Here is a 24,851-nt window from a genome sequence, read left to right on the forward strand (position 1 = left end):
ACCGGGCGGGCTCACCGACCCCGAGGCCGACAACGGCAACGGGCGGGCGCGTTTTGTTCAAGTGTTCATGGCCCAGCGTGCACGCATGGAGGCGCTGGTCAGCCGGCGCATCGGTTGCCGCGCCACCGCCTCGGACCTGGTGCAGGACCTGTTCCTGCGCTTCTGGCGGCGGCCCGAGGTCAAGGTCGAGGCCCTCGACACCTACCTGCTGCGCAGCGCCAGCAACCTGGCCATCGACTACCTGCGCAGCGAAGGCAGCCGTGACCGCGCCGCCGACAGCCTGCAGCACAACGACGACGAGCCCGTCGCCCAGGCGCCGGAGCAGGCGCTGGAGGCGGCCCACGACCTGCAGTGCATCGAGGCCGCGCTGCGCGCCCTGCCCGAGCGCACCCGACAGATCTTTCTGCTCAGCCGCATCCATGGCTGCACCTACGGTGAGATCGCCAAGGCCATGCAGTTGTCCCAGAGCGCGGTGGAAAAGCATATGATGCGCGCCCTCGAAGCGTGCAAGGCGAGTGTCGCCGAACCCGCCTCCCCACTGCGCCGGCCAGGGAGCGCCCGTCGATGAGCCTTGAACCGCCGATCACCGCCGAACAGTCACAGGCCGCCCTGCGCTGGCTTGGGCGCAACCAGCAGCCGGGCCAGGCCGACAGTGCCGCGTTCAAGCGCTGGCTGCTGCAGGATGCCGCGCACCGGCGCGCCTACACCGAGGCCGAGCAGCTGTGGCAATTGAGCGAAGCCCCCGCCGCGCGCCTGGCCGCCGAACAGCAGGCCGACCTTGCGCAGTACCTGGACGCCATCCACCGCCCGGCGCGCACAGCGCACTGGCGGCGCTTTGCCGTGGCCGCTTGCCTGGTGCTGGCGTTGGGCGGCGCGGCGGGCTGGCAGCCGCAACACTGGTTGCAGGACCTGCGCGCCGACTACACCAGCGGCGAACAGGTGCGCCAGGTGACCCTGGCCGACAACTCGCAGCTGACCCTGGACGCCGGCAGCGCCGTTGCCGTGGACTTCGCCCACGGCCAGCGGCGGGTACGCTTGCTGCGCGGCGCGGCCTACTTTCAGGTGACCCACACCGGCGCGCCGTTCGTGGTGGCAGCCAATGGCGGGCAGGTGCGGGTATTGGGGACCCAGTTCGAGGTGCGTGAGCAGGGCGTCGGCACCCGGGTCACGGTGCACAGCGGCCGGGTGGCGGTGACGCCGGTGCCGGGTGCGCCACCCAGCCAGCTGACCGCCGACCAGCAACTGGTGTACGCCGACGGCACGGCTGGGCGCATCGAACAGGTCGACAGCGATAGCCGCCTGGCCTGGCGCCAGGGCTGGCTGAACTACTACCAGGTGCCGTTGGGGCAGGTGGTCGACGACCTGCGCCGCTATTACCCCGGGCGCATCCTGCTGCTGGACGATGCCCTGGCGCAGCGCAAGGTCAGTGGCAGCTTCCCGGTGGACGAGCCGCTGCTGGCGCTGGATTCGCTGGGCAAGGTGCTGGGCTTTGAGCGGCAAACCGTTCTGGGCCGCTTCACCGTATTGCGCTGAAGGCGCAATCGCAATCAGGTTGGCAAACGCGGTCCCTGTGGGAAGCGGCCTTGCCGGGGCGCCGTCCGGTCGAGATGGGCTGCGCAGCAGCCCCGACAATCTTGCATGAGGCAAAGACCTTGGGGCCGCTTCGCGCCCCATCTCGACCGGACGGCGCCCCGGCAAGGCCGCTTCCCACAGGGACCGTGTTAAATCAATGAGTTGTAGTTTGTTCTAAGAGAGCCGGCTTGCCCCGCGATTGGGCCAGCCCCGCAAAAATATTTTCAAAACCCGGTGAGGTACCCCTCAACGGCATCCGTGTAGTGAGTGGAAGTGCGATTCATTCGCAAACGATCACTCCTCTCACAGGTCAGCGTCCATGAAGTTCACCCCGCGTTGCGTCCCGCTCTGGTTCGGCCTCAGCCTCTGCGCCGCCTTGCCCCTGGCCCCCCAGGCGCTGGCCGCGCAGCAGAGCCAGGCCTATGCCTTCGCCCAGCAAAGCCAGCCGCTGGCCCAGGCGCTCAACGCCTTCAGCCGGGCCACCGGGCAAAGCGTGGTCTTCACCCTGGCGCTGCCTGACCTGCAGGCCCCGGCGCTCAACGGCAACTTCAGCGCCGAACAGGCCTTGCAGCAGTTGCTGGCAGGTTCCGGCCTGGCTTGGCGCCGGCTCGACGCGCGCACCCTGACCCTGGAGCCGGCCGACAGTGGCAATGCGCTCAACCTGCAGGCCACCACCATCACCTCCCAGGCCGACGACTACAGCTACCAGCCGCCGGCCAGCGCCTCGATCATGCGCGGCCAGGGCCCAAGCCTGGAGATCCCCCACGCCATCAACGTGGTACCGGCCCAGGTGCTGCGCGACCAGGCCCCGCGCAACCTGGATGATGCCCTGTACAACGTCAGCGGCATCACCCAGGGCAACAACTTCGGCGGCACCGCCGATACGGTGATGAAGCGCGGCTTCGGCGACAACCGCGACGGCTCGATCATGCGCGACGGCATGCCGCTGGTGCAGGGCCGTGCGCTCAACGCCAGTAGCGAGCGGGTCGAAGTGCTCAAGGGCCCGGCCTCGCTGCTGTACGGCATCCAGGACCCGGGCGGGGTGATCAACGTGGTCAGCAAGCGCCCGCAGCTTGAGCAATACAACGCCCTGACCCTGCGCGGCTCCACCTACGGCAGCGGCAAGAACGGCAGCGGCGGCGGCCTGGACAGCACCGGCGCGCTGGGCGACAGCAACCTGGCCTACCGGCTGATCGTCGACCACGAAGACGAAGACTACTGGCGCAACTTCGGCACCCACCGCGAATCGCTGGTGGCGCCATCGCTGGCCTGGCTTGGCGAGGACACCCAGGTGGTGCTGGCCTACGAGCACCGCGAGTTTCTCTACCCGTTCGATCGCGGCACCGCCTTTGGCAGCGATGGCCACCCGTTGCCGATTCCGGCCAGTCGCCGTCTGGACGAGCCGTACAACGACATGGAAGGGCGCTCCGACCTGTACCGCCTGGAAATCGACCACCAACTCAGTGACGACTGGAAGGCCCACTTCGGCTACAGCTTCAACCGCGAAACCTACGATGCCAGCCAGGTGCGCGTGGTCGCAGCCAACGAAGCCACCGGCAGGCTCACCCGCACCGCCGACGGCACCCACAACGCCATGAGCCGCGACCAGTTCGCCACCTTCAGCCTGAACGGCAACCTCGAACTGGCCGGCATGCGCCACGAATTGATGGCGGGCCTTGACCACGAAGACCGCAAGATCTTTCGCGGGGACTTGATCCGCGGGGCCAACAACACCTCGTTCAACTACCTCGACCCGGTATACGGCCTGCAGGCCGAAGGCACCACCGTGCGCGCGACCGACAGCGACCAGACCGACAAGCTGCGCACCGATTCGCTGTTCGTGCAGGACGCCTGGCACCTGGACGACCACTGGATTCTGGTGGCCGGCGGGCGCTTCCAGCAGTACGACCAGTACGCCGGCCGTGGCCGGCCGTTCAACGTCAACACCGACACCAGCGGCCAGGCCTGGGTGCCCCATGCGGGCCTGGTGTACAAGGTCGACGAGCAGCTGTCGTTCTATGGCAGCTACAGCGAATCGTTCAAGCCCAACTCCACCATCGCGCCGCTAAGCAGCAGCAGCACGACAACCCTCACCCTCGATTCGAGCATCGCCCCGGAGCAGGGCAAGTCGTGGGAGCTGGGCGCCAAGCTGGACATGCCCGGCGCCATCACCGGTACCCTGGCGCTGTTCGACATCACCAAGCGCAACGTGCTGGTGTCCGACGGCGATACCGTGCCTGGCACCATCCTCTACAGCACCGCCGGCCAGGTGCGTTCGCGCGGCGTCGAGCTGGACCTGAGCGGCCAGCTCAGCGAGCACTGGAGCCTGATCGGCGCCTATGCCTTCACCGATGCCGAGGTGACCGAAGACCGTGCGCTCAAGGGCAACCGCCTGCAGAACGTCGCCCGCCACAGTGGCTCTGTGTCGGCGGTGTACGACTACGGCAGCCTGTTCGGCGGCGACAACCTGCGCCTGGGCGCCGGTGCGCGCTATGTGGGCGAGCGTGCCGGTAATGCCACCAACGATTTCGACCTGCCGGCCTACACCGTGGCCGATGCCTTTGCCAGCTACGAGACCAAGCTGGACGAGCACAAGGTGCGCCTGCAACTGAACGTGAAGAACCTGTTCGACAAGGTGTATTACACCTCGGCGGTGAACCGCTATTTCGTCGCCCTGGGCGATGCGCGGCAGGTGAGCTTGTCCAGTACCTTCGAGTTCTAGGTTGCCAGGACCGCGCTGCGGCAAGGGCTGCGCTGTCGCGCAGAGAACTGGTCTCGCAGATGCGCCACGGTCTCTGTGGGAAGCGGCCTTGTGTCGCGATGGGCTGCGCAGCAGCCCCGACAATTCTGCATGAGGCCGAGACCTCGGGGCCGCTGCGCGCCCCATCGCGACACAAGGCCGCTTCCCACAGAGACCGTGTTAAATCAATGAGTTGTATGGAAGCCGGCTTGCCGGCGATGAGGGCCGTTCAGGCGCCGCCAAACGCCGCCCGGTACGCCCCGGGCGTATCGCCCAGCGCCTGGCGGAAGCGGTTGCTGAAATGGCTGGCACTGGCAAACCCGCACAGCAAGGCCACCTGCCCCAACGGCAATTCGCCCAGGCGCAGCAACCGGCAGGCCTGGTGCAGCCGGCGCGCCAGCAGGTACTGGTGTGGTGGCAGGCCGAAGCTTGTGCGGAACATCCGCGCAAAATGGTATTCGGACAGGTTGCAGCGCAGCGCCAGCTCGCCCAGGGTCAGCGGCTGGTCGAGGTTGGCCTCGATGTAGTCGACCAACTGCCGACGCTGGTGCGGCGCCAGCCCGCCCTTGAGCCGCAGCCCCTGGCGCAGGCCGGCCTGGTGCAGCACGGCGTGGTCGATGATGGCGTGGGCCAGGCTGCTGGCCAGCAGGCGCTCGCCGGGCTCGGCCCAGTCCAGGGTTACCAGTTGGCGAAAGCGCGCGGCTTGTTGCGGGTCGTCGAGAAAGGTCGCCTCGTGCAGTTGCATCTCCCGCGGTTCGCGGTCCAGCAGGCGGGTGCAGCCCAGGGCGAACTGCGCCTCGCTGACGTACAGGTGGGCCAGGCGTATGGCGCCGTTGACCACCCAGTTGGACTCGTGGCCCGCAGGCATGACGCACAGTTTGTTGGGTGAGCCTTTGTCCGAGGGCTTCTGCCGGCGGAAGGTGCCGGTGCCATCGGCGATGTAGCACGACAGGGTGTGGTGGCTGGGCGCCTGGTAGTCACGGGCATCGTCGCGGTTGCTCCACAATGCTGCCGCGAGCCCGTCACCCAGCTGCGCGCTCAGCTCCAGCCGGGCGTTGGGCGAGGCGTGCATGGCGTTGAAGACTTGCAGGTGGTCGAGTGCGGGCATGGAGGGTTCCTCTGACGCACATCCTACTGCGCCGATGGCCCGGTGACAGCTAGTGGGTGCGCAAAAGCGCAAGTTTGTGCAAGCGCAGCAGGGGTGGGTGGAAGACAGTAGAGGCCTGTGAGGGCCATCGCGGGGCAAGTCCGCCCCCACGGTTTTCGCGATGACCCGAAATTCTGCTGCAAGGGGCCCACCATGAACCTGTCGCTGTACCTGCTCACCGTGCTCATCTGGGGCACCACCTGGATCGCCCTGAAACTGCAACTGGGGGTGGTCGCCATCCCGGTGTCGATCGTCTACCGCTTCGCCCTGGCCGGGCTGATCCTGTTCGGCATTTTGCTGCTGACCCGGCGCCTGCAACCGATGAACCGGCGCGGCCACCTGGTGTGCCTGGCCCAGGGTTTTTGCCTGTTCTGCGTCAACTTCATGTGTTTTTTAACGGCCAGCCAGTGGGTCGCCAGCGGCCTGATCGCCGTGGTGTTCTCCACCGCCACCTTGTGGAACGCGCTGAACGCGCGGATTTTCTTCGGCCAGAAGATCGCCGCCAATGTGCTCGCCGGCGGTGCCATGGGCCTGGTCGGGCTGGGGCTGTTGTTCTGGCCCGAGCTCAGCCACCACAGTGCCAGCCGCGAAACCCTCTACGGCCTGGGCCTGGCGCTGCTCGGCACGCTGTGCTTCTCGGCCGGCAACATGCTCTCCAGCATGCAGCAAAAAGCCGGGCTCAAGCCCATGACCACCAACGCCTGGGGCATGGCCTACGGCGCCTCGATGCTGGCGCTGTACTGCCTGTTCAGCGGTATCCCGTTCGCCATGGAATGGAACACCCGCTACATCGGCTCGCTGCTGTACCTGGTGATCCCGGGGTCGGTGATCGGCTTCACCGCCTACCTCACCCTGGTTGGGCGCATGGGGCCGGAGCGCGCGGCCTATTGCACCGTATTGTTCCCGTTGGTGGCGCTGAACGTGTCGGCCTATGCCGAAGGCTATGTGTGGACGGCGCCGGCGCTGCTGGGGCTGGTGGCGGTGATGGCGGGCAATGTGCTGGTGTTTCGCAAGCCCAAAGCGCTTGCCAGTAACCGCCCGCTGGTGCCAGGGCGCACCTGAGCGTAATCGCGCCAATGGCCATTGCTGTCTACTGGCAAATTTGTCAGGTGGTGGAGCAGCGCTGAGCTTCTAGACTGGTGAGCAGCCAACGATCTGCCAGGACGTCTAGATGAGTGCGGTTTCCCAGCCGGGGAGCCTTTCCAGGAACGGAGAGGTTCCCAGCCCCCCTGTGCTTTACCTGATTTGCCTGCTGGCCATCGGCGTGCATGTGCTGCCGCTTGTTCTGGCGGACATGCCATACATAGACGACTATTGGCGGGCCCAGGCTGCGGGTACTGGTTGGTTGGGTGAAGGGCGTGCACTGACCCAATGGTTTTATGAGCTGCTGACGTTCAGCGGTGCTGGCCCCAACATCTTCCCGCTACCGTTGCTGATTGCCGTGGCGGTAACCGCTCATGCCCTGGTGCGCCTGATCCAGCGTTTTTTCACGGTGCCCCGAGCCGTTGATGCACTGGTGGTGCTGCCACTCTGGTACAACCCGTTCTTCTTGCAAAACCTCACCTTCCAGTACGACGGCCCGACCATGGCGCTCGGTATGGCCGCGATGATTTATGCCGTGACGCTGGAGCCTCGGCGCATGGGGGCCTGGCTTGGCGGGGCCGTACTGGTGGGGGTGGGGCTTGGGTTCTATCAGGTGACGCTCAACCTGTTCGTCGGCCTTTGCTGCCTGGACGTGCTGCGCGCCTTGCGCCTGGGGGAAGCCGCTTGGCCCCTGCTGGCCAGGCGTGTGTGCCAGTTGCTGATCGGGTGCGCGGTGTATGCACTTCTGGCGTTACCCTTCATGACCGACCCGCGCCAGGCGCTGTTGCCGTTGGACGGCAATCTGCTGTTGGTGGTGGTTCAGCGCCTGCACGTGCTGGGCGCAAAGGTCGCTTTGCTGTTGGCGACCCCGGCCAATCAACTGGTTGCGCTGGCTCTGGCTGGCCTTGCCCTGCTGGGGGCCGGGGCGGATCTGTTGCGCATCTTGCGAGGGCAGCATGCCTGGGTCAAAACCTTGGCTGGTGCCTGCTGTTATCTGCTGGCGATAGTTGGCGTGCCCGCTGCCGTCTCGGGTTTCATGCTGATGTTCGCAGGTGAGATGTATCAGGGCTTTCGGACGTTGATGGGGTTCGGCTGTGTGCTGATGCTGCTGTTCTATCTGGCCCAGAGGCCCCTGGCCGCCTGGCACCGGCATGCCCCTTGGCTGCTCGTGATCCCGCTGTTGTCGATGCTGGCCCTGGCCTATGCCCATGGTCGCAACCTGCAGGCGCAGGGCGAACTGGGCAAGGCGTTGAGCTACTACCTTGGGCAGGACATTCTCAGCCACCGCGAGTTCGAGCATGTACAGGTGTTCTACCTGATCGACCCCGATGACTCGGACGGTTGGCTGCCAGCGGCCGTGGGGGCGGACGCACGCCTGCCGGTACTCAAGTACATTCGCCAGAGCAACTACATGCTCTTCCCGCAGATGATGAACAGGGCCGGGATCGAGCGTTTTTACACGCCGGCTCATTTCAAGAGCGCGCCGCCCAATGGATGGGGCAGGGATGATGTTGTCGCCCATGCGGGTGCTGCCGTTTTGCGCCGCCCTTTTTATGACATCTATCTGGTTGGCGATGACGCCTACGTACTGCTGAACAGCCGACGCAAGGAGCCGGCTGCGCCATGAGTGTGCCAAGACAGTTGCAGCGTTACTCAATGATTGGCGTGCTCAACACCCTGGCGCATTGGCTGACCTTTCTGCTGCTGTCCCTGGTGTTGGGGCTGAACCAGGCTTTGAGCAATCTATTGGCTTTCATCGTGGCAGCGAGCCTGTCGTACAGCCTGAATGCCCGCTACACCTTCGTCGTGCCCCCCAACAGGCGGCGCTACGCGATGTTCCTGTGTGGAATGGGAAGCCTGAGCCTGGCGATCGGAGCCCTGGCCGATCAGGTCCAGCTACCGCCTTGGTTGACCCTATTGGTCTTCACCCTGGTCAGCCTGCTGGTGGGGTATGCCTTTTCACATGCAGTGGTGTTCAAGCGGAGGGAGCCATGAACATTACCCTGATCGTGCCGGTGTACAACGAACAGGCCACCCTCGAGGCCTTCTACCGCGCCGTGCGCAGCGAGCCGACCCTGCAGGGCATGACGGTGGAGATCTTGTTCGTCAACGATGGCAGCGACGACGAAAGCGAAGCGATTTGCGCCTCGCTGGCACAGCGTGACGAGTGGGTGACGGTGATCAACTTTTCACGCAACTTCGGCAAGGAATCGGCGTTGTTCGCAGGCCTCGAGTACGCCGAAGGCGACGCCGTGGTGCCCATCGACGTGGACCTGCAAGACCCCATCGAGCTTATCGCGCAAATGGTCGAGCGTTGGCAGGACGGCGCCGACGTGGTGCTGGCCAAGCGCCGCAGCCGTGCCACCGACACCCCGCTCAAGCGCTGGACTGCGCGGCTTTACTACCGCCTGCACAACCGCATCGCCTCCACCCACATCGAGGAGAACGTCGGCGATTTTCGCCTGCTCGACCGCAAGGTGGTGGCAGCCATCCGCCAGTTGCCCGAACAGCAGTTGTTCATGAAAGGGGTGTTGTCGTGGGTGGGGTTTCGCACCGAGATCGTCGAGTACGACCGCCCGCAGCGCACTGCGGGTAACAGCAAGTTCGGCTTCTGGCGGTTGTGGAACCTGGCGCTGGACGGCATCACCTCGTTCAGCACGGTGCCGCTGCGGTTGTGGACCTACGTCGGCACCGGCGTGTCGTTGCTGGCGTTGCTGTATGCGGCGTTTCTGGTGATCGACAAGCTGGTGTTTGGCAATGACCTGCCGGGGTATCCGTCGCTGATGACGGCGATCCTGTTCCTGGGCGGGGTACAGTTGATCGGCATTGGCATATTGGGGGAGTACATCGGGCGCATCTACCAGGAGACCAAGCACCGGCCGCGCTATGTGGTGCGCAAGGTGCTGGGCCGGCGGCGCCAGCCCAGGTGAGCCGTGTGGGCTTCATCGCCGGCAAGCCGGCTCCTATGGAACAAATCACAACTCGTTGATTTAACGAAAATTCTGTGGGAGCGGCTTTAGCCGCGAACACCGGCGAAGCCGGTGCCATCTAGCGCGGCGCCTGCTTCGCGGCTAAAGCCGCTCCCACAGGGATTGCACAAGCTTCAGGCCAGTGCCGTACCTGTAGGAGCCGGCTTGCCGGCGATAGGGCCCTCAGCCCTTCCACACCTGCGGGTTCACCAGGTCCTGCGGCCGCTCGCCCAGCAAGGCTGCGCGCAGGTTTTGCATCGCCCGGTTGGCCATGGCTTCGCGGGTCTCGGCGGTGGCCGAGCCGATGTGCGGCAGGGTCAGGGCGTTGGGCAGCTTGAACAGCGGCGAATCGCTCAGCGGCTCCTTCTCGTACACATCCAGGCCGGCGCCACGAATGGTGCCGTTTTGCAGTGCCTCGACCAGCGCTGCTTCATCCACCACCGGCCCACGGGCGATGTTGATCAAAAACGCGCTGGGCTTCATCAGCTTCAGCTCGCGGGCGCCGATCAGCTTGCGCGTGGCATCGGACAGCGGCACCACGATGCAGACGAAATCGGCCTCGGCCAGCAACTGCTCGAGGCTGCGGTATTGCGCGCCGAGCTCCTGCTCCAGCGCCGCCTTGCGGCTGTTGCCGGCGTACAAAATGTTCATGTTGAAACCGAAGCGCCCGCGGCGGGCCACGGCGGCGCCGATGTTGCCCAGGCCAACGATGCCCAGGGTCTTGCCGTGCACGTCGCTGCCAAAATGCGCCGGGCCCACGGTGGCCTGCCATTGGCCGGCCTTGGTCCAGGCGTCCAGCTCGGCGGTACGCCGGGCGCAGCCCATGATCAGCGAAAAGCCAAGGTCTGCCGTGCTTTCGGTGAGCACGTCGGGGGTGTTGGTCAGGGCGATGCCGCGCTCGTTGAAGTAGTCCAGGTCGTAGTTGTCGTAGCCCACCGACACGCTGGACACCACCTCAAGCTTGCCTGCGCCTTCGAGCTGCGCGCGGCCAAGCTTGCGGCCAACGCCGATCAGGCCGTGGGCCTGGGGCAGGGCTTCGTTGAACTGGGCGTTGATGTCGCCCAGTTTCGGGTTGGGCAGGATCACGTTGAAGTCTTGCTGCAGGCGCTCGGCCATGGCGGGGGTGATGCGGCTGAAGGCCAGGACGGTCTTTTTCATCGGGCGGCTTCTCTGCAAGGCAGGGGAACGGAGTCGGGCAGAAAAGCGGGGCCGCTATGCGGCCCTTTCGCGACACAAGGCCGCTCCTACAAGAGACGCGTAACCCTGTAGGAGCGGCCTTGTGTCGCGATGGAGGGCAAAGCCCTCCCATGGGCCTGTCTGCCAGACATTGGAGTCAATGCATAGCAACCTACCATTGTCCCCGGCCCCAATGCACCGGCTTTTTCAATTGGCGATGTGCAGCTCGTGAGTCTTCAGGTCGGCCTCGTGCGCGGCGAGAATCTCCGGCAGCGAGTTGCGCAGGTACTCGACCCAGGTCTTGATCTTCGCATCCAGGTACTGGCGCGAGGGGTAGATGGCGTACAGGTTCAGCTCCTGCAGGCGGTACTCCGGCAGGATGCGCACCAGGCTGCCGTCGCGCAGGCCGTCGATGGCCGAGTAGATCGGCAGCACGCCCACGCCCATGCCGGCGCGGATTGCAGTCTTCATGGCATCGGCCGAGTTCACCTGGAACGGCGAGCTGGTGATGTTGACCATCTCCTGCCCTTCGGGGCCGTCGAACAGCCATTTTTCCAGCGGGATCACCGGGCTGACCATGCGCAGGCACGAATGCTTGAGCAGGTCGGCCGGGCGGTTGGCGAAGCCGTTGCGCGCCACATAGGCGGGCGATGCGCAGACGATGCTGTAGGTGATGCCCAGGCGCTGCGAAACGAAGCCCGAGTCGGGCAGCTCGGTGGCCAGCACGATGGACACGTCGTAGCCCTCTTCGAGCAAGTCGGGCACGCGGTTGGCCATGGTCAGGTCGAAGGTCACGTCCGGGTGCGAGTCGCGGTAGCGGGTGATGGCATCGACCACGAAGTGCTGGCCCACACCAGTCATCGAATGCACCTTCAACTGCCCGGCGGGGCGGGCGTGGGCATCGCTGGCCTCGGCTTCGGCTTCTTCGACGAAGGTGAGGATCTGTTCGCAGCGCATCAGGTAGCGCTTGCCTGCCTCGGTCAGCGCAATGCGCCGGGTGGTGCGGTTGAGCAGGCGGGTTTGCAAGTGGGCTTCCAGGTTGGAGACCGCCCGCGACACGTTGGCGGTGGTCGTATCCAGTTGCGCCGCGGCAGCGGTGAAGCTGCCGAGCTGGGCTACGCAACTGAAAGCACGCATGTTTTGCAGGGTGTCCATGGGTCACTCTCGGTTTAGAGGACAAAATTGTGACATGAAGTGGCGGGAATGCCTTTCCTACCAAAGCCGGATTATCGCTGTTTTGGTAACAAAGATTCGCAGGAATATGCGCTTATCGCCAATGAAACCCGCCCCTAGAATTGCCCGGCCCCTCCACCTCTTCCTCGGGAAATCGCAGCTGTGCCGCGTCGCAACGTCAGAGCGCTCCAAGCGCTCAGTGCCTGTGCCCTTTGTTTCACCTTGAGCGGCTGTATCGGAACCTGGGGCATCGCCCCGCAAAGCAAGACCCTTAAGGCCAACCAACTCGCCACCGACGATGCAATCCGCGAGGCCGCCCGTGATGCCCACTGGCCCGCCCAGCAGTGGTGGCGTGCCTATGGCGACCCGCAGTTGAATGATTGGGTTTCCCAGGCTCTGGCCGGCAGCCCCAGCCTCGCCATGGCCGCTGCCCGGGTGCGCGAGGCCAAGGCCCTGGCCGGGGTGGTGGAGTCGGCCGAAAAACTCCAGGCCAACGGCACGGCCACACTCAAGCGCCACAACTGGCCCGAGGATCAGTTCTACGGCCCGGGCGCGTTGTCTGGTGCCAATACCTGGGACAACAACGCCGCCATCGGCTTCAGCTATGCGCTGGACCTGTGGGGCCGCGAGCGCAATGCCAGCGAGCAGGCCGTGGACCAGGCGCACATGAGCGTTGCCGAGGCGCGCCAGGCCCAGCTGGAGCTGGAGAACAACGTGGTGCGCAGTTACATCCAGCTGAGCCTGCACTACGCCCGGCGCGATATCGTGCTGGCCGAACTCGCCCAGCAGGAGCAGATCGTCGCCCTGGCCAAGCGCCGCCTGGACGGTGGCATCGGCACCCATTTCGAAGTGAGCCAGGCCGAGGCGCCGCTGCCGGAAACCCACCGCCAGCTCGACAGCCTCAATGAAGAAATCGCCCTGACCCGCAACCAGCTGGCCGCCCTGGCCGGCAAGGGCCCGGGGCAGGGCGCCAGGTTGCAGCGCCCGGCCCTGAGCCTTGGTGCGCCGCTGGCGCTGCCATCGAACCTGCCCGCCGAACTGGTCGGCCAGCGCCCCGACGTGGTCGCCAGCCGCTGGCAGGTGGCGGCCCAAGCCCGTGGTATCGACGTGGCCCACGCGGGCTTTTTCCCCAACGTCGACCTGGTCGGCAGCCTCGGCTTCATGGCCACCGGCGGCGGCCCGCTGGAATTTCTTACCGGGCGCAAGTTCAACTACAACGTGGGACCTGCCATCAGCTTGCCGGTCTTCGACGGCGGCCGCCTGCGCTCGCAACTGGGCGTAGCCTCGGCCGGCTATGACGTGGCTGTGGCCCGCTACAACCAGACGGTGATCGGCGCGCTGAAGAACATCTCCGACCAGTTGATCCGCCGCGAGTCGATGCGGGAGCAGGCGCACTTCGCCGCACAAAGCGTCGCCGCTGCGCAGAAGACCTACGACATCGCCACCGTCGCCTTCCAGCGTGGCCTCACCGATTACCTCAACGTGCTCAACGCGCAGACTTTGCTGTTCCGCCAGCAGCAGGTGCAGCAGCAGGTTCAAGCCGCACGCCTGGTGGCCCACGCCGAGCTGGTCACCGCCCTGGGTGGCGGCCTGCAGGCCGGCGACGACGTCCCCGACGAGCAGCACCAGGCAGCGCCGAAAACCCCTGCCGCGCTGACCCTGTTCGACAAGGCGGGCCACGCCCGATGAGCAGTTCAAGCCTGCCCCTGCGCTGGCTGCACAGCCTGGAATGGCGCCGGGGCTTCTTTGCCTGGGCGCGCACCGACGGCGTCACCTGGGTGTATATCTTCAAGGTGCTGGCCGCCGCCTTCATCACCCTGTGGCTGGCCATGCGCCTTGAGCTGCCGCAGCCGCGCACGGCGATGATCACCGTGTTCATCGTGATGCAGCCGCAAAGCGGCCATGTGTTCGCCAAGAGTTTCTACCGGGTGCTCGGCACCTTGGCAGGTTCTGCGATGATGGTGGCGCTGATCGCGATCTTCCCGCAGAACACCGAGCTGTTCTTGCCCAGCCTGGCGCTGTGGGTGGGCCTGTGCTCGGCCGGTGCCATGCGCTACCGCACCTTCCGCGCCTATGGCTTCGTGCTGGCCGGCTACACCGCGGCGATGATCGGCTTGCCGGTGCTGCAACACCCCGACCAGGCGTTCATGGCGGCCGTGTGGCGGGTGCTGGAAATTGCCCTGGGCATTCTGGTGTCGACCTTCGTCAGCGCGGCGATACTGCCGCAGTCGGCCAGTGCCGCCATGCGCAACGCCCTGTACCAGCGCTTCGGCACCTTCGCCGGGGTGGTGGTGGAAGCCCTGCGCGGCGACAGCCAGCGTGACCGCTACGAAACCAGCAACGTACGTTTCGTGGCCGAAGCCGTGGGCCTTGAAAGCCTGCGCAACGTCACCGCCTTCGAAGACCCGCACATGCGCCGGCGCTCTGGCCGGCTGGTGCGCATGAACAGCGAGTTCATGGCCATCACCACCCGTTTCAACGCCCTGCACCGCCTGCTGGAGCGCCTGCGCGCACGCGGCCCCTTGCAGATTGTCGGCGCCATCGAGCCGGGCCTGGCAACCCTTGCCGAATTGCTCGAGCCCTACGTGGGCCGGGCGCTGACCGATGCCGACGCACTGCGCCTGGCGCTGGAGCTGGGCACCTACAAGGAAGGCCTGCAAGCCCAGGTGCGCGCCCTGCGCGCCGAGTACCTGGCCACCGGGCCCAGCGAAGCCGACCTGCTGGATTTCCACACCGCCTTCGAGCTGCTGTACCGCTTCGTTGACGAGATGTTCAGCTACGCCGAAACCCACGCCTCCCTTGCCGCCCATACCCATGAGCGCGAGCAGTGGGACGAGCCCTATGTGGCCCAGACCAGCTGGCTGGTGTCGCTGGCCGCCGGGGTGCGGGCGTCTGCGGTGCTGTTGTTGCTGGGCAGCTACTGGCTGCTCAGCGACTGGCCCAGCGGCGCCATGATGACCCTGATTGCCACGGTCACCGTGGGCCTGTCGGCGGCCTCGCCGAACCCTAAGCGCATGGCGTTCCAGATGGCCTGCGGCACCGCCATCGGCGCCTTCGTCGGGTTCTTCGAGACCTTCTTCGTATTCCCCTGGATCGACGGTTTCCCGCTGCTGTGCATGGTGCTGGCGCCGGTGTTCGTGCTCGGTGCATTCCTTGCCTCGCGCCCGGCCTACGCCGGCTACGGCCTGGGCCTGCTGGTGTTCTTCGCCATCGGCTCGGTGCCCAACAACCTGACGGTGTACGACCCCTACAGCTTCATCAACGACTACATCGGCATGGTCATCGGCATGTTCGTCTGCGCCGCCGCCGGGGCGATCATCCTGCCGCCGAACAGCCGCTGGCTGTGGAGCCGCCTTGAGCAAGCGCTGCGCGAGCAGGTGCTGTTTGCCATCAGCGGGCGCCTGCGCGGCCTGGGCTCGGCCTTCGAAAGCCGCACCCGCGACCTGCTGCACCAGGCCTATGGCCTGGCCGCCGGCCAGCCGAAGGTGCAGAGCGAGCTGATGGGCTGGATGTTCACGGTGCTGGAGATTGGCCACGCGGTGATCGAGCTGCGCAAGGAGCAGGCCCGCGCGCCGGTGCACCCGGCCTACGCCGAAAGCCAGCCGTGGCGCCAGGCCATCCGCGTCATGGGCCGGGCGCTGGCGCGCTTGTTCCTGCAGCCCAGCGCCAGCAACCACGAACGCGCCCTGGTGGCGGTGGATCACGCCATCAGCCGCGTGCAGGCCACCGACGAGCCCTTCGCCCGGCACTTCGACACCTCGGTGCTGCGCCGGGCGCAGAGCTACCTGCATTTCATCCGCACCTCGTTGCTCGACCCCCAGTCGCCACTGGCCCCGGCCAAAGGACTGCACCATGCCCCGTGAAATCGCCTTCCATGGCGTGTACATGCCCACCATGACCTTGATGTTCCTGTTCGCCCTGGGCCTGGCCTGGGGGCTGGACCGCTTCATCGCAAGCCATGACGGCTACCGCTTCTTCTGGCACCCGGCGCTGCTGCGCCTGAGCCTGTTCGTCTGCCTGTTCGGCGCCCTGGCGCTGTCGCTCTACTGGTGAGAAACCTTCGATGAAAAAGTTCTTCAGCCTGATCGCCACCCTGCTGGTGCTGACTGCTGCCGTGGTGATCGGCCGGCAGTTGTGGCTGCACTACATGACCACCCCCTGGACCCGCGACGGGCGCGTGCGCGCCGACATCATCAACGTGGCCGCCGATGTGCCGGGCTATGTGGTGGATGTGCCGGTAAAAGACAACCAGCAGGTGAAGAAGGGCGACGTGCTGATGCGCATCGACGCCGAGCACTACCAGCTGGCGGTGGACCAGGCCAAGGCCATGGTCGCCTCGCGCAAGGCCACCTGGGAGATGCGCAAGGTCAACGCCAGGCGCCGCGCCGACATGGACAACCTGGTGATCTCCAAGGAGAACCGCGACGACGCCAGCAACATCGCAAGCTCGGCCCTGGCCGACTACCAGCACGCCCAGGCCGAGCTGGCCGCCGCCGAGCTGAACCTCAAACGCACCGAAATCATCGCCACCGTCGATGGCTACGTGACCAACCTGAACATCCACAAGGGCGACTACGCCCGTACCGGCGAGGCGGTGATGGCGGTGGTGGATGAGCATTCGTTCTGGGTGTATGGCTTTTTCGAAGAAACCAAGCTGCCCCACGTGAAAGTGGGCGACAAGGCCGAGCTGCAGATGATGAGCGGCGAGCGCCTGAATGGCCATGTTGAGAGCATCGCCCGCGGCATCTACGACCGCGACAACCCGCAAAGCCGCGAGCTGGTTGCCGATGTGAACCCGACCTTCAACTGGGTGCGCCTGGCCCAGCGGGTGCCGGTGCGCATTCACATCGATGAAGTGCCCGAGGGGTATCTGCTGGCGGCGGGGACGACTTGTACGGTGGTGGTGAAACCGGCCGCTACAGAGAACTGATAGTTTTGCCAGCTATCCAGGCCTGCTCACTCGGACGATAGTGGTAGTGATGGTTTCGTCGGGTAGGGCAGATGGAGGGCGCAAAGATGAGCGCAGCTGCACGCAGGTCAAGTTATTGGCGGGGCTACGGGCCCTACGGCTATTCCAGCCTCCTCGTCGAGGCTCCATGGCTGCTCGGGTTCAATGGTGCTCATGCTGATGCACTTACTGGCAACTACGCGCTGGGGAACGGACACAGGACTTACAACGTCAGGCTGATGCGCTTCCAGGGCCCGGACAGGCTGAGCCCCTTCGGTCGTGGAGGCCTGAATGCCTATGCCTACTGCATGGGTGATCCTGTGAATCAGGTTGACCCGTCGGGGCAGTTTTCCTTTAAACGTACTTGGCAGAAGCTGACAGGAGGGCCGAAGCGGGTCGGATCTTTCGGGGCGCTGACGAACACCAACGTTGGCCGAGTCAAGGAAGAGGTCGTGATCACCGAACGGAACTTGCGTCAGGGGCAGGCAAAGCTTGATGTCGTAAAGGACGCCAGTTCTCTGGACGGTGTATTTCGCTCATCCTCCCCGATGACCCACAAGTGGCTGGTTACCGACAAGGGTGAACTGATCGTCGGCAGTTTCGAACATGCCCAGGTCTACTCCACTCACGCGAGCTTTGCCGCCATTGCAGCCCGGAAGCATGGGACCAGTCCGGCCGTTGTGGCCGCTAGGGAGTTCGTGATGAAGAAAGAGAAAATTGTGCTGACCAACTACAGCGGCCATTACAAGACACCTTACGACAGGCTGTGGTCGGTGAAGATGCATATGGAGCAGTTGGCTCCGGATGTGAAGATCGTGAGGCAGTCCTACCTGGCTGCTCAGCCATAGGCAATTAGCGGCAAGGACGCCATCGCGGGGCAAGCCCGCTCCCACGCATCTACCGCGTGGGAGCGGGCTTGCCCCGCGATGGCGGCCTTGAACTCCTACGAATCGCGCCCTCGGCCAACCTCCACATCATCCATCACCGCCTTGGCCATATCGCTCAGCAAGTGCGCCCCCCAACCCAGGTTCGCCTCGCCATCGGTGGCCGCCAGCAGGGTCATGCGCTTCACGCAGGTCATGATCGCCGAGGCCTGCTCCATCGCAAGCTTTGCATCCTGCCCGGGCTGCACCCGAAACAGCGGCTGCTCACCATCGCCATAGCCGAAGCCGGTCACGCCGGCTGTCTTGTCGTTCATCTTGATCACTCCCTTGTCAGTGCCTGACCTGGATCTTGCCCAGGGCGGTTTCCACCAGCGTGCTGGCGGCTTCGAGCTCGTGCATGGTCGCCAGCGACAGGCCACGGCCTGACGAGGTGGCTTGCAGCAGGGCGTTCTGGTGGGTGACCGCGATGGCGCTGAACAGTCGTTCGGAAACCTGGATCAGCAGGTCTTCGAGGAGGGTTGAGAGTTCGGGGGAAAGGGGTGGGTCGGGGACTATCTTCAGCATGGCAATGCTCCTGACGTAGTTGGAGCTACCACCGAGCGCGGCTAAACGAATGGGTGGCAGCTGTACGCGGGTTAGCCGACCGGGACGTCAGGCACCCGGCGCACCCGAAGGTGCCCCGCGCACAGTTGCCATGAAGCGCCGCTACCGATTGCCCGGTACCGAATTGGCAGTGCTGTGTCCGACGTGTTGCGAGCGGCTAAGCCCGGTCGTTGAATGGGCAACGACCCGGCGAGACTAGGGCGCGATCGGAGGCACAGCAATGGCCTGAAAGGGGCTGGGAGTATGTTTGGGAAATGGACTACAGGGAATGGGGAAAGTCTGATGGAAATTGGCTTTTTGCACCGTTTCCAGAGCAGGTGAGATGAAACCTCATATGCCTATGTTGATGCTCTTCGATGTGTTTGTAGGAAATGGACTTCAAAAGCATAAAAAGAATGGCCCAGCAAAAGCGGGGCCATTGATACGTACCTAGCGTCATCACCGGCATGACCAGAAGGGCTTCCGGGAGAGGGCGGCTTAGGGCTGCAGGCAAATGCTAATACAGGACGCATCTGATTGCCAAAACTAGGCCGGGCTCAGTCACTCGAATAGGCATTTTCGAAACATTGATTTGCTCGTTACTCGCCCAACCCTACCAAAACCGGGACTTTAACCCGGTCAATCACCTTGGCACTGATCGACGGGTCCAGCAGCCTGCCGAGCCGCGACAGATGCCGGTGCCCCATGATGATCAGCTCGCATTCAAGCTCCCGGGCCTTGGCGACGATGGCCTCCACCGGTTGCCCGGCGACCATGCAGCCGAGGCTGTCGAAGCCGGCTTCGCGCAGGGCGCGCACGGCGGTGGCGACGGCGCGTTCGGCCAGTTGCTGTTCGTCGCAGGCCGCGGGGTATTCCACAAGCTCCTGCTCGGTGTAGGCCTTGGGCTGGTCGTGCACGGCGAAGGTGCTGTCGATGGCCAGCAGCACGTGCAAGGTGTGCTCGCCGGGGCGGCAGTAGCGGCGGGCCAGGGTGAGCAGAGCGCCGGCGGCGGGGGAGGCGTCGATGGCGATCAGGACTGGGTGGGGCATGGGGCTTCCTTACAGGGTCCAGGCAGGTCGGGCCCCATCGCCGGCAAGCCGGCTCCTACAAGGAGATGCGCTGCCTGTAAGGGCCGGCATGCTGGCGATGAAGGTCAGCGCATTCTCGATGCATTGCCCCCCGCAAATAAATGGCCCCCCACGCACGGCGCCATTGCGTCTGACGCAATCCAGCAACCTGCTACCATCGCGTTTCCCACAGCAGTCACGGAAAACTGCCATGCAACTCCCGGACATGAACCTGCTCGTCGCCCTCGATGCCCTGCTCGACGAGGGCAGTGTGGTCGGCGCGGCGCAGCGCATGAACCTGAGCCCGGCAGCCATGAGCCGCACCCTGGGGCGCATTCGCGATGCCATGGGCGACCCGATCCTGGTGCGCGCCGGGCGCGGCCTGGTGCCCACGCCCCGGGCACTGGCCCTGCGTGACCAGGTGCGGCTGCTGGTGGAGCAGGCCGGGCAGGTGTTTCGCAGTGGCGACGAGGTGGACCTGGCCAACCTCGACCGGGCTTTCAACATTCGCACCAACGACCTGTTCATCGCCCTGTACGGCGCCCGCTTGCTGCACATGATGATGGCCGAGGCGCCGAACACCGTGCTGCGTTTCGTGCCTGAGCACCAGGGCGATGACGACCTGGTGCTGCGCAACGGGCAGATCGACCTGGTGGTCAGTTCGAGTATCGAGCTGGTGCCCGAGATCAAGGTGCAGAGCCTGTTCGACACCTGGTTCGTCGGCCTGGCGCGGGCCGACCACCCGATCTTCGACGATGAAATCACCCCGGAGCGTTTTGCCATATACCCGCAGATCAGCGTGTCGCGGCGCGGGCGGGCCAACGGGCCGATCGATGTGGAGCTGGGCACCCACGGCGTGCAGCGGCGGGTGGCGTTGATTACCCCAAGTTTTCATTCGGCGATGTTCTCGCTGCCCGAATCCGACCTGATTCTGCCGATGCCGGCGAACATCCTCGGCAGCGTGGCCAAGTTCGGTTTGCCGCTGCGTTCGTTCGAAATTCCGGTGCCGCTGGAGAAGGTGCGGGTGATGCAGGCCTGGCACCCAAGGTTCGACAACGACCCGGCGCACCGCTGGTTGCGCAGGACCATGAAGGCCTGTTGCGGCGGTGAGCCTTGATCGAGTGGAATGGCCTGATTCCCTGTGGGAGCGGCCTTGTGTCGCGATGGGCTGCGAAGCAGCCCCAGAACTTCGGCACCATACAAGATTGCTGGGGCTGCTTCGCAGCCCATCGCGACACAAGGCCGCTCCCACAGAGATCGCGTCACCTTCCGAAAACGCCGATTGCGTCTGGCGCAACATAAACCTTCCAACAAGTCGCTTTCCGTCAGCATTCGACCTTCTTAGACTTGCCCCAGCCAAAAATTTGTTGCTGGAGATGTCTTCCCATGAGTTCCCTGACCGCGCCCTCTGCCGCGCTGGCCGCCGCCCCCGCGCCGGCCGCCCCTGTGCAGACGGCGTTTGGCGTGCAGGTGGTGGTGGGGCTGTTCGGCGTGTTGCTGGCGGTGCTGTGCGCCGGGCTCAACGAGGCGGTGACCAAGATATCGCTCGGCGATATTCGCGGCGCCATGGGCATCGGCGCCGACGAGGGTGCCTGGCTGCTGGCGGTGTACAGCGCCGCCTCGGTATCGGCCATGGCCTTTGCGCCGTGGCTGGCCACCACCTTCTCCTTGCGCCGCTTCACCATGACCGCTGTCGGCCTGTTCGCCGTGCTCGGCCTGCTGCAACCCTTCGCCCCCAACCTGCACAGCCTGATGCTGCTGCGCGTGCTGCAGGGCTTCGCCTCGGGTGCCCTGCCGCCGATGTTGATGAGCGTGGCGCTGCGCTTTCTGCCGCCGGGCATCAAGGTGTACGGCCTGGCCTGCTACGCCCTGACCGCCACCTTCGGCCCCAACCTGGGCACGCCGCTGGCGGGGCTGTGGACCGAGTACGTCGGCTGGCAGTGGGCGTTCTGGCAGATCATCCTGCCGTCGCTGGTGGCCATTGCCTGCGTCGGCTGGGGCCTGCCCCAGGACCCGCTGCGCCTGGAGCGCTTCAAGCAGTTCGACTGGCGCGGCGTGTTGCTTGGCCTGCCGGCCATCAGCTGCATCGTGTTGGGGTTGTCCCTGGGCGATCGCTGGGGCTGGTTCGATTCGCCCCTGATCTGCTGGCTGCTGGGCGGCGGCCTGTTGTTGCTGGTGCTGTTCATGCTCAACGAATGGTCCGAGCCGCTGCCGTTCTTCCAGTTGCGCATGCTTGGGCGGCGCAACCTGAGTTTCGCTTTGGTGACCCTGGCCGGGGTGCTGATCGTGCTTTCAGGCGTTGGCAGCATTCCGTCGGCGTACCTGGCGCAAATCCAGGGCTACCGCCCGGCGCAGACCAGCCCGCTGATGATGCTGGTGGCCATGCCGCAACTGATCGCCCTGCCGCTCACCGCGGCGCTGTGCAACATCCGTGCAGTGGACTGCCGCTGGGTACTGGCGGTGGGCCTGGCGATGCTGGCGGCCTCGTGCGTGGGCAGCAGCCTGCTGACTTCGCAGTGGATTCGCGGCGACTTCTACCCCTTCTACCTGCTGCAGGTGTTCGGCCAGCCGATGGCGGTGCTGCCACTGCTGATGCTCTCGACCAACGGCATGACCCCGCAGGAAGGCCCGTTCGCCTCCAGCTGGTTCAACACCGTGAAGGGCCTGGCGGCGGTGATTGCCGGTGGCCTGCTCGACGCCCTGGGCACCCTGCGCCGGCATTTTCATTCCAACCACCTGGTGGACAGCCTGGGCAATGCGCCGCTGCTCGACGACAACGCTGCGAATCTGGCCAAGCGCATCCATGACCAGGCCTTGGTGCTGACCTCTGCCGACCTTTACCTGGTGATGGCGTGCATCGCCGTTGCCTTGATCTGCCTGATCCCCTTCGTGCCTACCCGGGTCTACCCGCCGCGTGCGGTGGCTTGAGCCTGTGGATGAATTCGAGAAACATAAAATGACCCCCAACCGCAAAACGCTTTTCATCGGCTCGGTACTGGCCGTGGCCGTGCTGGCCGCCATCGCCGGCCCCTGGCTGTTCGGCAGCGACCAGCGCCAGAGCACCAACGACGCCTATGTAACCGCTGACTACACCGTGGTGGCGCCCAAGGTCGCAGGTTTCATCAAAGAGGTGCTGGTGGAGGACAACCAGCAGGTCGAGGCCGGCCAGTTGCTGGCGACCATCGATGACCGCGACTACCAGGCCGCCCTTGATGCTGCCCAGGCCCAACTGCTGGTGGCCAAGGCCCAGAGCCTGGACGCCCGCGCCACCTTGGAGCGCCAGGCGGCGCTGATCGCCCAGGCCGAGGCCGCGGTCAAAGCTGCCCAGGCCGAAGTGGCCTTCGCCGACCATGAGGTGGGCCGCTACAGCCGCCTGGCCGAGCAGGGCGCCGGCACCGTGCAGAACGCCCAGCAGGCGCGCAGCCGGGTCGACCAGGCCCGGGCGCGGCTGGCCAACACCCAGGCCGCGCTGCTGGCCACGCGCAAGCAGGTGGACATTCTCACCGCCCAGGTGGCCAGTGCCAACGGCCAGCTCAAGCGCGCCGAAGCGGGCCTGGAAAAGGCCCAGCTGGACCTCTCCTACACCCACATCAGTGCCCCGGTGGACGGCATGGTCGGCGAGCGTGCGCTGCGCGTAGGCGCCTACGTCAACCCCGGTGCGCGGCTGCTGTCGGTGGTGCCGCTGGCGCGGGCCTACATCGTCGGCAACTTCCAGGAAACCCAGCTGACCCATGTGCAGCCAGGGCAGCCGGTGACCATCAGCGTCGATACCTTTGCCGGCGAAAAGCTCCATGGCCACGTCGAGAGCATCGCCCCGGCCACCGGGGTGACCTTCGCGGCCGTTAAACCCGATAACGCCACCGGCAACTTCACCAAGGTGGTGCAGCGCATTCCGGTGAAGATCGTCTTCGACGACGGCCAGCCGCTGCTTGCGCGCCTGCGGGTGGGCATGTCGGTGGAGGCGACCATCGATACCCAGGGTGACCAGTTGGCGGGTAAAGAGGTGACCGCGCGATGAGCGGCCAAGTTAAACATGTTGAGAACGTCGGGGCTTGTAGGAGCGGCCTTGTGCCGCGAATGGGGCGTGCAGCGGCCCCGGCATTACTGGCCGCGCTGCTGGCTGGTTGCACCCTCGGCCCGGACTTCCAGCGCCCGACCACTGATGCCCCGCAAGCCTGGGCCGCCCTGCAAGGCGAAGCCGCCACCAGCCAACCCGTAGCCGAACCCTTGGAGCTGCGCTGGTGGGACAGTTTCCACGACGCGCAGCTCAGCGCGCTTATCCAGAAAGTCGCCGAGCGCAACCTCGACCTGCAGATGGCCAGCGCCCGCCTGCTGCAAAGCCGGGCCCTGCGCGGCACCGTGGCCGCCGATGAAGCACCGTCGGTAGATGCGAACGCTGGCTACAGCCGCGCGCGCAACAGCGCCGAAGGCCTCAACGACCCGTCGGGCAAGGCCGGTAAAGAAGCCTACAACCTGTGGCAGGGCGACCTGGTCGCCGGTTGGGAGCTCGACCTGTGGGGCCGTGTGCGCCGCCAGGTCGAGGCCGCCGATGCCAGTGTCGAGGTGGCCGAGAACGACCGCAACGGCGTGCTGCTGGCACTGCTCTCGGAGACCGCCGGCAACTACATCCAGCTGCGCGCCGTACAGCACACCCTGCAGGTGACCGAAGACAACCTCAAGGTCGCCCGGCACAGCCTGAAGCTCTCCGAAGACCGCCAGGCCGAAGGTGTAGCCACCCGGCTCGACGTGGCCCAGGCCAGCGCCCAGGTGGCCTCGATCGAAGCCCGACTGCCAACGCTCGAAGCCCGCCGCGACGACCTGATCAACGCCTTGAGCCTGCTCGCCGCCGAACCGCCGCGCAGCCTGCAGGCCCAGTTGCAGCAGGCTGCCGACTTGCCGGCGCCGCAGCAGCGCTTCGCTATCGGCGTGCCGTCGGAGCTGGCCGAGCGCCGCCCCGACATTCGCCAGGCCGAAGCCCGTCTGCATGCTGCCACCGCCAGCATCGGCGTGGCCAAGGCCGACTTTTACCCGAGCATTCGCCTGTCGGGCAGTGTCGGCTTCCAGGCCATGCAGCTGTCGGACTTCGGCGGTTGGGATTCGCGCCGCTTCGCCTTCGGCCCGCAACTGTCGCTGCCGATTTTCGAAGGCGGGCGGCTCAAGGGCACGCTGCAGCTGCGCGAGGCGCAGCAGCAGGAAGCGGCGCTGAACTACCGCAAGGTGGTGCTCGGCGCCTGGCACGAGATCGACGACGTGCTGCGCCTGTACAACGCCAGCCAGCTGCGCCGCGACCACCTGGCCGAGGCCGTGCGGCAGAACCGCATCGCCCTGGAAACCGCCCAGCGTCAGTACGTGGAAGGCGCGGTGGACTTTCTCAACGTGCTGACTGTGCAATCGGCGCTGCTGGCCAGCGAGGAGCAGTGGATCGACAGCTCGGCGGCTGTGTCGCAGGCGCTGGTAGGCCTGTACAAGGCCCTGGGTGGTGGCTGGCAGGCGTTCGACAAGGCCTGATG

General features: G+C 65.5%; 22 protein-coding genes. 16 read left to right on the plus strand and 6 right to left on the minus strand.

Annotated elements, in window-relative coordinates:
- The first annotated feature begins 67 nt into the window (after nucleotides 1-67).
- The 3 genes from KSS94_RS04440 to KSS94_RS04450 all read left to right on the plus strand — a co-directional run bounded on the left by KSS94_RS04440 (nucleotide 68) and on the right by KSS94_RS04450 (nucleotide 4,294).
- Complete coding sequence (locus KSS94_RS04440) at nucleotides 68-568, plus strand: RNA polymerase sigma factor (protein WP_437179999.1); 501 nt, start codon at nucleotides 68-70, stop codon at nucleotides 566-568.
- The gene (locus KSS94_RS04445) at nucleotides 565-1,533 is read left to right on the plus strand and encodes a FecR family protein (RefSeq protein ID WP_217841835.1); all 969 of its coding nucleotides are present in this window, start codon (nucleotides 565-567) and stop codon (nucleotides 1,531-1,533) included. The genes KSS94_RS04440 and KSS94_RS04445 overlap by 4 nt, the downstream gene beginning before the upstream one ends.
- Before the next feature lie 358 nt (nucleotides 1,534-1,891).
- On the plus strand, nucleotides 1,892-4,294 hold the full coding sequence (locus tag KSS94_RS04450; RefSeq protein ID WP_217841836.1) for a TonB-dependent siderophore receptor: 2,403 nt from the start codon (nucleotides 1,892-1,894) through the stop codon (nucleotides 4,292-4,294).
- A 247-nt stretch (nucleotides 4,295-4,541) separates the two neighbouring features.
- Here the strand turns inward: KSS94_RS04450 and KSS94_RS04455 are convergent, their stop codons facing one another.
- Complete coding sequence (locus KSS94_RS04455; RefSeq protein ID WP_217841837.1) at nucleotides 4,542-5,420, minus strand: helix-turn-helix domain-containing protein; 879 nt, start codon at nucleotides 5,418-5,420, stop codon at nucleotides 4,542-4,544.
- Between the two features lie 192 nt (nucleotides 5,421-5,612).
- Here KSS94_RS04455 and KSS94_RS04460 point away from each other — a divergent pair, with 192 nt between their 5' ends.
- From KSS94_RS04460 to KSS94_RS04475, 4 genes are all read left to right on the plus strand, one after another.
- Nucleotides 5,613-6,521, plus strand: coding sequence for a DMT family transporter (locus KSS94_RS04460; RefSeq protein WP_217841838.1), 909 nt, complete (start codon nucleotides 5,613-5,615; stop codon nucleotides 6,519-6,521).
- Between the two features lie 109 nt (nucleotides 6,522-6,630).
- Nucleotides 6,631-8,169, plus strand: a complete 1,539-nt coding sequence (locus tag KSS94_RS04465) for a glucosyltransferase domain-containing protein (protein WP_217841839.1) — start codon at nucleotides 6,631-6,633, stop codon at nucleotides 8,167-8,169.
- On the plus strand, nucleotides 8,166-8,537 hold the full coding sequence (locus tag KSS94_RS04470; protein ID WP_217841840.1) for a GtrA family protein: 372 nt from the start codon (nucleotides 8,166-8,168) through the stop codon (nucleotides 8,535-8,537). The genes KSS94_RS04465 and KSS94_RS04470 overlap by 4 nt, the downstream gene beginning before the upstream one ends.
- On the plus strand, nucleotides 8,534-9,472 hold the full coding sequence (locus KSS94_RS04475) for a glycosyltransferase family 2 protein (protein WP_217841841.1): 939 nt from the start codon (nucleotides 8,534-8,536) through the stop codon (nucleotides 9,470-9,472). The genes KSS94_RS04470 and KSS94_RS04475 overlap by 4 nt, the downstream gene beginning before the upstream one ends.
- Before the next feature lie 222 nt (nucleotides 9,473-9,694).
- On the opposite strand, the gene KSS94_RS04480 is transcribed toward KSS94_RS04475, so the two are convergent.
- Both KSS94_RS04480 and KSS94_RS04485 read right to left on the minus strand, forming a co-directional pair.
- Complete coding sequence (locus tag KSS94_RS04480) at nucleotides 9,695-10,669, minus strand: 2-hydroxyacid dehydrogenase (protein ID WP_217841842.1); 975 nt, start codon at nucleotides 10,667-10,669, stop codon at nucleotides 9,695-9,697.
- Nucleotides 10,670-10,894: 225 nt separating this feature from the next.
- A complete protein-coding gene (locus tag KSS94_RS04485) occupies nucleotides 10,895-11,842 on the minus strand; it encodes a LysR family transcriptional regulator (protein WP_217841843.1) in 948 nt (315 codons plus the stop codon).
- 180 nt (nucleotides 11,843-12,022) lie between these two features.
- On the opposite strand from KSS94_RS04485, the gene KSS94_RS04490 reads away from it, so the two are divergent.
- From KSS94_RS04490 to KSS94_RS27485, 5 genes are all read left to right on the plus strand, one after another.
- Entirely contained in the window at nucleotides 12,023-13,549 is a 1,527-nt protein-coding gene (locus KSS94_RS04490) for an efflux transporter outer membrane subunit (RefSeq protein WP_217841844.1), read from the plus strand.
- Nucleotides 13,546-15,723: an FUSC family protein gene (locus KSS94_RS04495; protein WP_217841845.1), complete on the plus strand. Its 2,178-nt coding sequence runs from the start codon at nucleotides 13,546-13,548 to the stop codon at nucleotides 15,721-15,723. The genes KSS94_RS04490 and KSS94_RS04495 overlap by 4 nt, the downstream gene beginning before the upstream one ends.
- Complete coding sequence (locus KSS94_RS04500; protein WP_008097766.1) at nucleotides 15,713-15,913, plus strand: DUF1656 domain-containing protein; 201 nt, start codon at nucleotides 15,713-15,715, stop codon at nucleotides 15,911-15,913. Before KSS94_RS04495 ends, KSS94_RS04500 begins: the two co-directional genes overlap by 11 nt.
- A 10-nt stretch (nucleotides 15,914-15,923) precedes the next feature.
- Nucleotides 15,924-16,790, plus strand: coding sequence for an efflux RND transporter periplasmic adaptor subunit (locus KSS94_RS04505; protein WP_217841846.1), 867 nt, complete (start codon nucleotides 15,924-15,926; stop codon nucleotides 16,788-16,790).
- An 86-nt stretch (nucleotides 16,791-16,876) separates the two neighbouring features.
- Nucleotides 16,877-17,656 (plus strand): RHS repeat-associated core domain-containing protein, encoded by a 780-nt coding sequence (locus KSS94_RS27485; RefSeq protein WP_437179992.1) that lies wholly within the window; start codon nucleotides 16,877-16,879, stop codon nucleotides 17,654-17,656.
- Nucleotides 17,657-17,751: 95 nt separating this feature from the next.
- Here KSS94_RS27485 and KSS94_RS04515 read toward each other — a convergent pair whose 3' ends face one another.
- The 3 genes from KSS94_RS04515 to KSS94_RS04525 form a co-directional block, all read right to left on the minus strand.
- Nucleotides 17,752-18,006 (minus strand): DUF3077 domain-containing protein, encoded by a 255-nt coding sequence (locus KSS94_RS04515; protein WP_217841848.1) that lies wholly within the window; start codon nucleotides 18,004-18,006, stop codon nucleotides 17,752-17,754.
- Between the two features lie 16 nt (nucleotides 18,007-18,022).
- Nucleotides 18,023-18,256, minus strand: a complete 234-nt coding sequence (locus tag KSS94_RS04520; protein ID WP_217841849.1) for a hypothetical protein — start codon at nucleotides 18,254-18,256, stop codon at nucleotides 18,023-18,025.
- Between the two features lie 617 nt (nucleotides 18,257-18,873).
- Entirely contained in the window at nucleotides 18,874-19,323 is a 450-nt protein-coding gene (locus KSS94_RS04525) for a universal stress protein (RefSeq protein WP_217841850.1), read from the minus strand.
- 229 nt (nucleotides 19,324-19,552) lie between these two features.
- Here KSS94_RS04525 and KSS94_RS04530 point away from each other — a divergent pair, with 229 nt between their 5' ends.
- The 4 genes from KSS94_RS04530 to KSS94_RS04545 all read left to right on the plus strand — a co-directional run bounded on the left by KSS94_RS04530 (nucleotide 19,553) and on the right by KSS94_RS04545 (nucleotide 24,849).
- A complete protein-coding gene (locus KSS94_RS04530; protein WP_217841851.1) occupies nucleotides 19,553-20,458 on the plus strand; it encodes a LysR family transcriptional regulator in 906 nt (301 codons plus the stop codon).
- Between the two features lie 269 nt (nucleotides 20,459-20,727).
- Nucleotides 20,728-22,269, plus strand: a complete 1,542-nt coding sequence (locus KSS94_RS04535; RefSeq protein ID WP_217841852.1) for an MFS transporter — start codon at nucleotides 20,728-20,730, stop codon at nucleotides 22,267-22,269.
- A gap of 28 nt (nucleotides 22,270-22,297) precedes the next feature.
- Nucleotides 22,298-23,359, plus strand: coding sequence for an HlyD family secretion protein (locus KSS94_RS04540; protein ID WP_217841853.1), 1,062 nt, complete (start codon nucleotides 22,298-22,300; stop codon nucleotides 23,357-23,359).
- 59 nt (nucleotides 23,360-23,418) lie between these two features.
- A complete protein-coding gene (locus tag KSS94_RS04545; protein ID WP_217841854.1) occupies nucleotides 23,419-24,849 on the plus strand; it encodes an efflux transporter outer membrane subunit in 1,431 nt (476 codons plus the stop codon).
- Nucleotides 24,850-24,851 lie beyond the last annotated feature (2 nt).

Origin of the sequence: Pseudomonas fakonensis (assembly GCF_019139895.1) — a bacterium.
Classification (GTDB): Bacteria; Pseudomonadota; Gammaproteobacteria; order Pseudomonadales; family Pseudomonadaceae; genus Aquipseudomonas; species Aquipseudomonas fakonensis.

Excerpts from the sequence above, each read along its gene's own strand:
- KSS94_RS04475 (WP_217841841.1), top strand. The coding sequence starts at position 8,534 with ATGAACATTACCCTGATCGTGCCGGTGTACAACGAACAGGCCACCCTC.
- KSS94_RS04465 (WP_217841839.1), top strand. The coding sequence starts at position 6,631 with ATGAGTGCGGTTTCCCAGCCGGGGAGCCTTTCCAGGAACGGAGAGGTT.
- KSS94_RS04545 (WP_217841854.1), top strand. The coding sequence starts at position 23,419 with ATGGGGCGTGCAGCGGCCCCGGCATTACTGGCCGCGCTGCTGGCTGGT.
- KSS94_RS04455 (WP_217841837.1), bottom strand. The coding sequence starts at position 5,420 with ATGCCCGCACTCGACCACCTGCAAGTCTTCAACGCCATGCACGCCTCG.
- KSS94_RS04505 (WP_217841846.1), top strand. The coding sequence starts at position 15,924 with ATGAAAAAGTTCTTCAGCCTGATCGCCACCCTGCTGGTGCTGACTGCT.
- KSS94_RS04480 (WP_217841842.1), bottom strand. The coding sequence starts at position 10,669 with ATGAAAAAGACCGTCCTGGCCTTCAGCCGCATCACCCCCGCCATGGCC.
- KSS94_RS27485 (WP_437179992.1), top strand. The coding sequence starts at position 16,877 with ATGAGCGCAGCTGCACGCAGGTCAAGTTATTGGCGGGGCTACGGGCCC.
- KSS94_RS04530 (WP_217841851.1), top strand. The coding sequence starts at position 19,553 with ATGCAACTCCCGGACATGAACCTGCTCGTCGCCCTCGATGCCCTGCTC.
- KSS94_RS04495 (WP_217841845.1), top strand. The coding sequence starts at position 13,546 with ATGAGCAGTTCAAGCCTGCCCCTGCGCTGGCTGCACAGCCTGGAATGG.
- KSS94_RS04445 (WP_217841835.1), top strand. The coding sequence starts at position 565 with ATGAGCCTTGAACCGCCGATCACCGCCGAACAGTCACAGGCCGCCCTG.
- KSS94_RS04535 (WP_217841852.1), top strand. The coding sequence starts at position 20,728 with ATGAGTTCCCTGACCGCGCCCTCTGCCGCGCTGGCCGCCGCCCCCGCG.
- KSS94_RS04540 (WP_217841853.1), top strand. The coding sequence starts at position 22,298 with ATGACCCCCAACCGCAAAACGCTTTTCATCGGCTCGGTACTGGCCGTG.
- KSS94_RS04450 (WP_217841836.1), top strand. The coding sequence starts at position 1,892 with ATGAAGTTCACCCCGCGTTGCGTCCCGCTCTGGTTCGGCCTCAGCCTC.
- KSS94_RS04525 (WP_217841850.1), bottom strand. The coding sequence starts at position 19,323 with ATGCCCCACCCAGTCCTGATCGCCATCGACGCCTCCCCCGCCGCCGGC.
- KSS94_RS04460 (WP_217841838.1), top strand. The coding sequence starts at position 5,613 with ATGAACCTGTCGCTGTACCTGCTCACCGTGCTCATCTGGGGCACCACC.
- KSS94_RS04470 (WP_217841840.1), top strand. The coding sequence starts at position 8,166 with ATGAGTGTGCCAAGACAGTTGCAGCGTTACTCAATGATTGGCGTGCTC.
- KSS94_RS04520 (WP_217841849.1), bottom strand. The coding sequence starts at position 18,256 with ATGCTGAAGATAGTCCCCGACCCACCCCTTTCCCCCGAACTCTCAACC.
- KSS94_RS04515 (WP_217841848.1), bottom strand. The coding sequence starts at position 18,006 with ATGAACGACAAGACAGCCGGCGTGACCGGCTTCGGCTATGGCGATGGT.
- KSS94_RS04485 (WP_217841843.1), bottom strand. The coding sequence starts at position 11,842 with ATGGACACCCTGCAAAACATGCGTGCTTTCAGTTGCGTAGCCCAGCTC.
- KSS94_RS04440 (WP_437179999.1), top strand. The coding sequence starts at position 68 with ATGGCCCAGCGTGCACGCATGGAGGCGCTGGTCAGCCGGCGCATCGGT.
- KSS94_RS04500 (WP_008097766.1), top strand. The coding sequence starts at position 15,713 with ATGCCCCGTGAAATCGCCTTCCATGGCGTGTACATGCCCACCATGACC.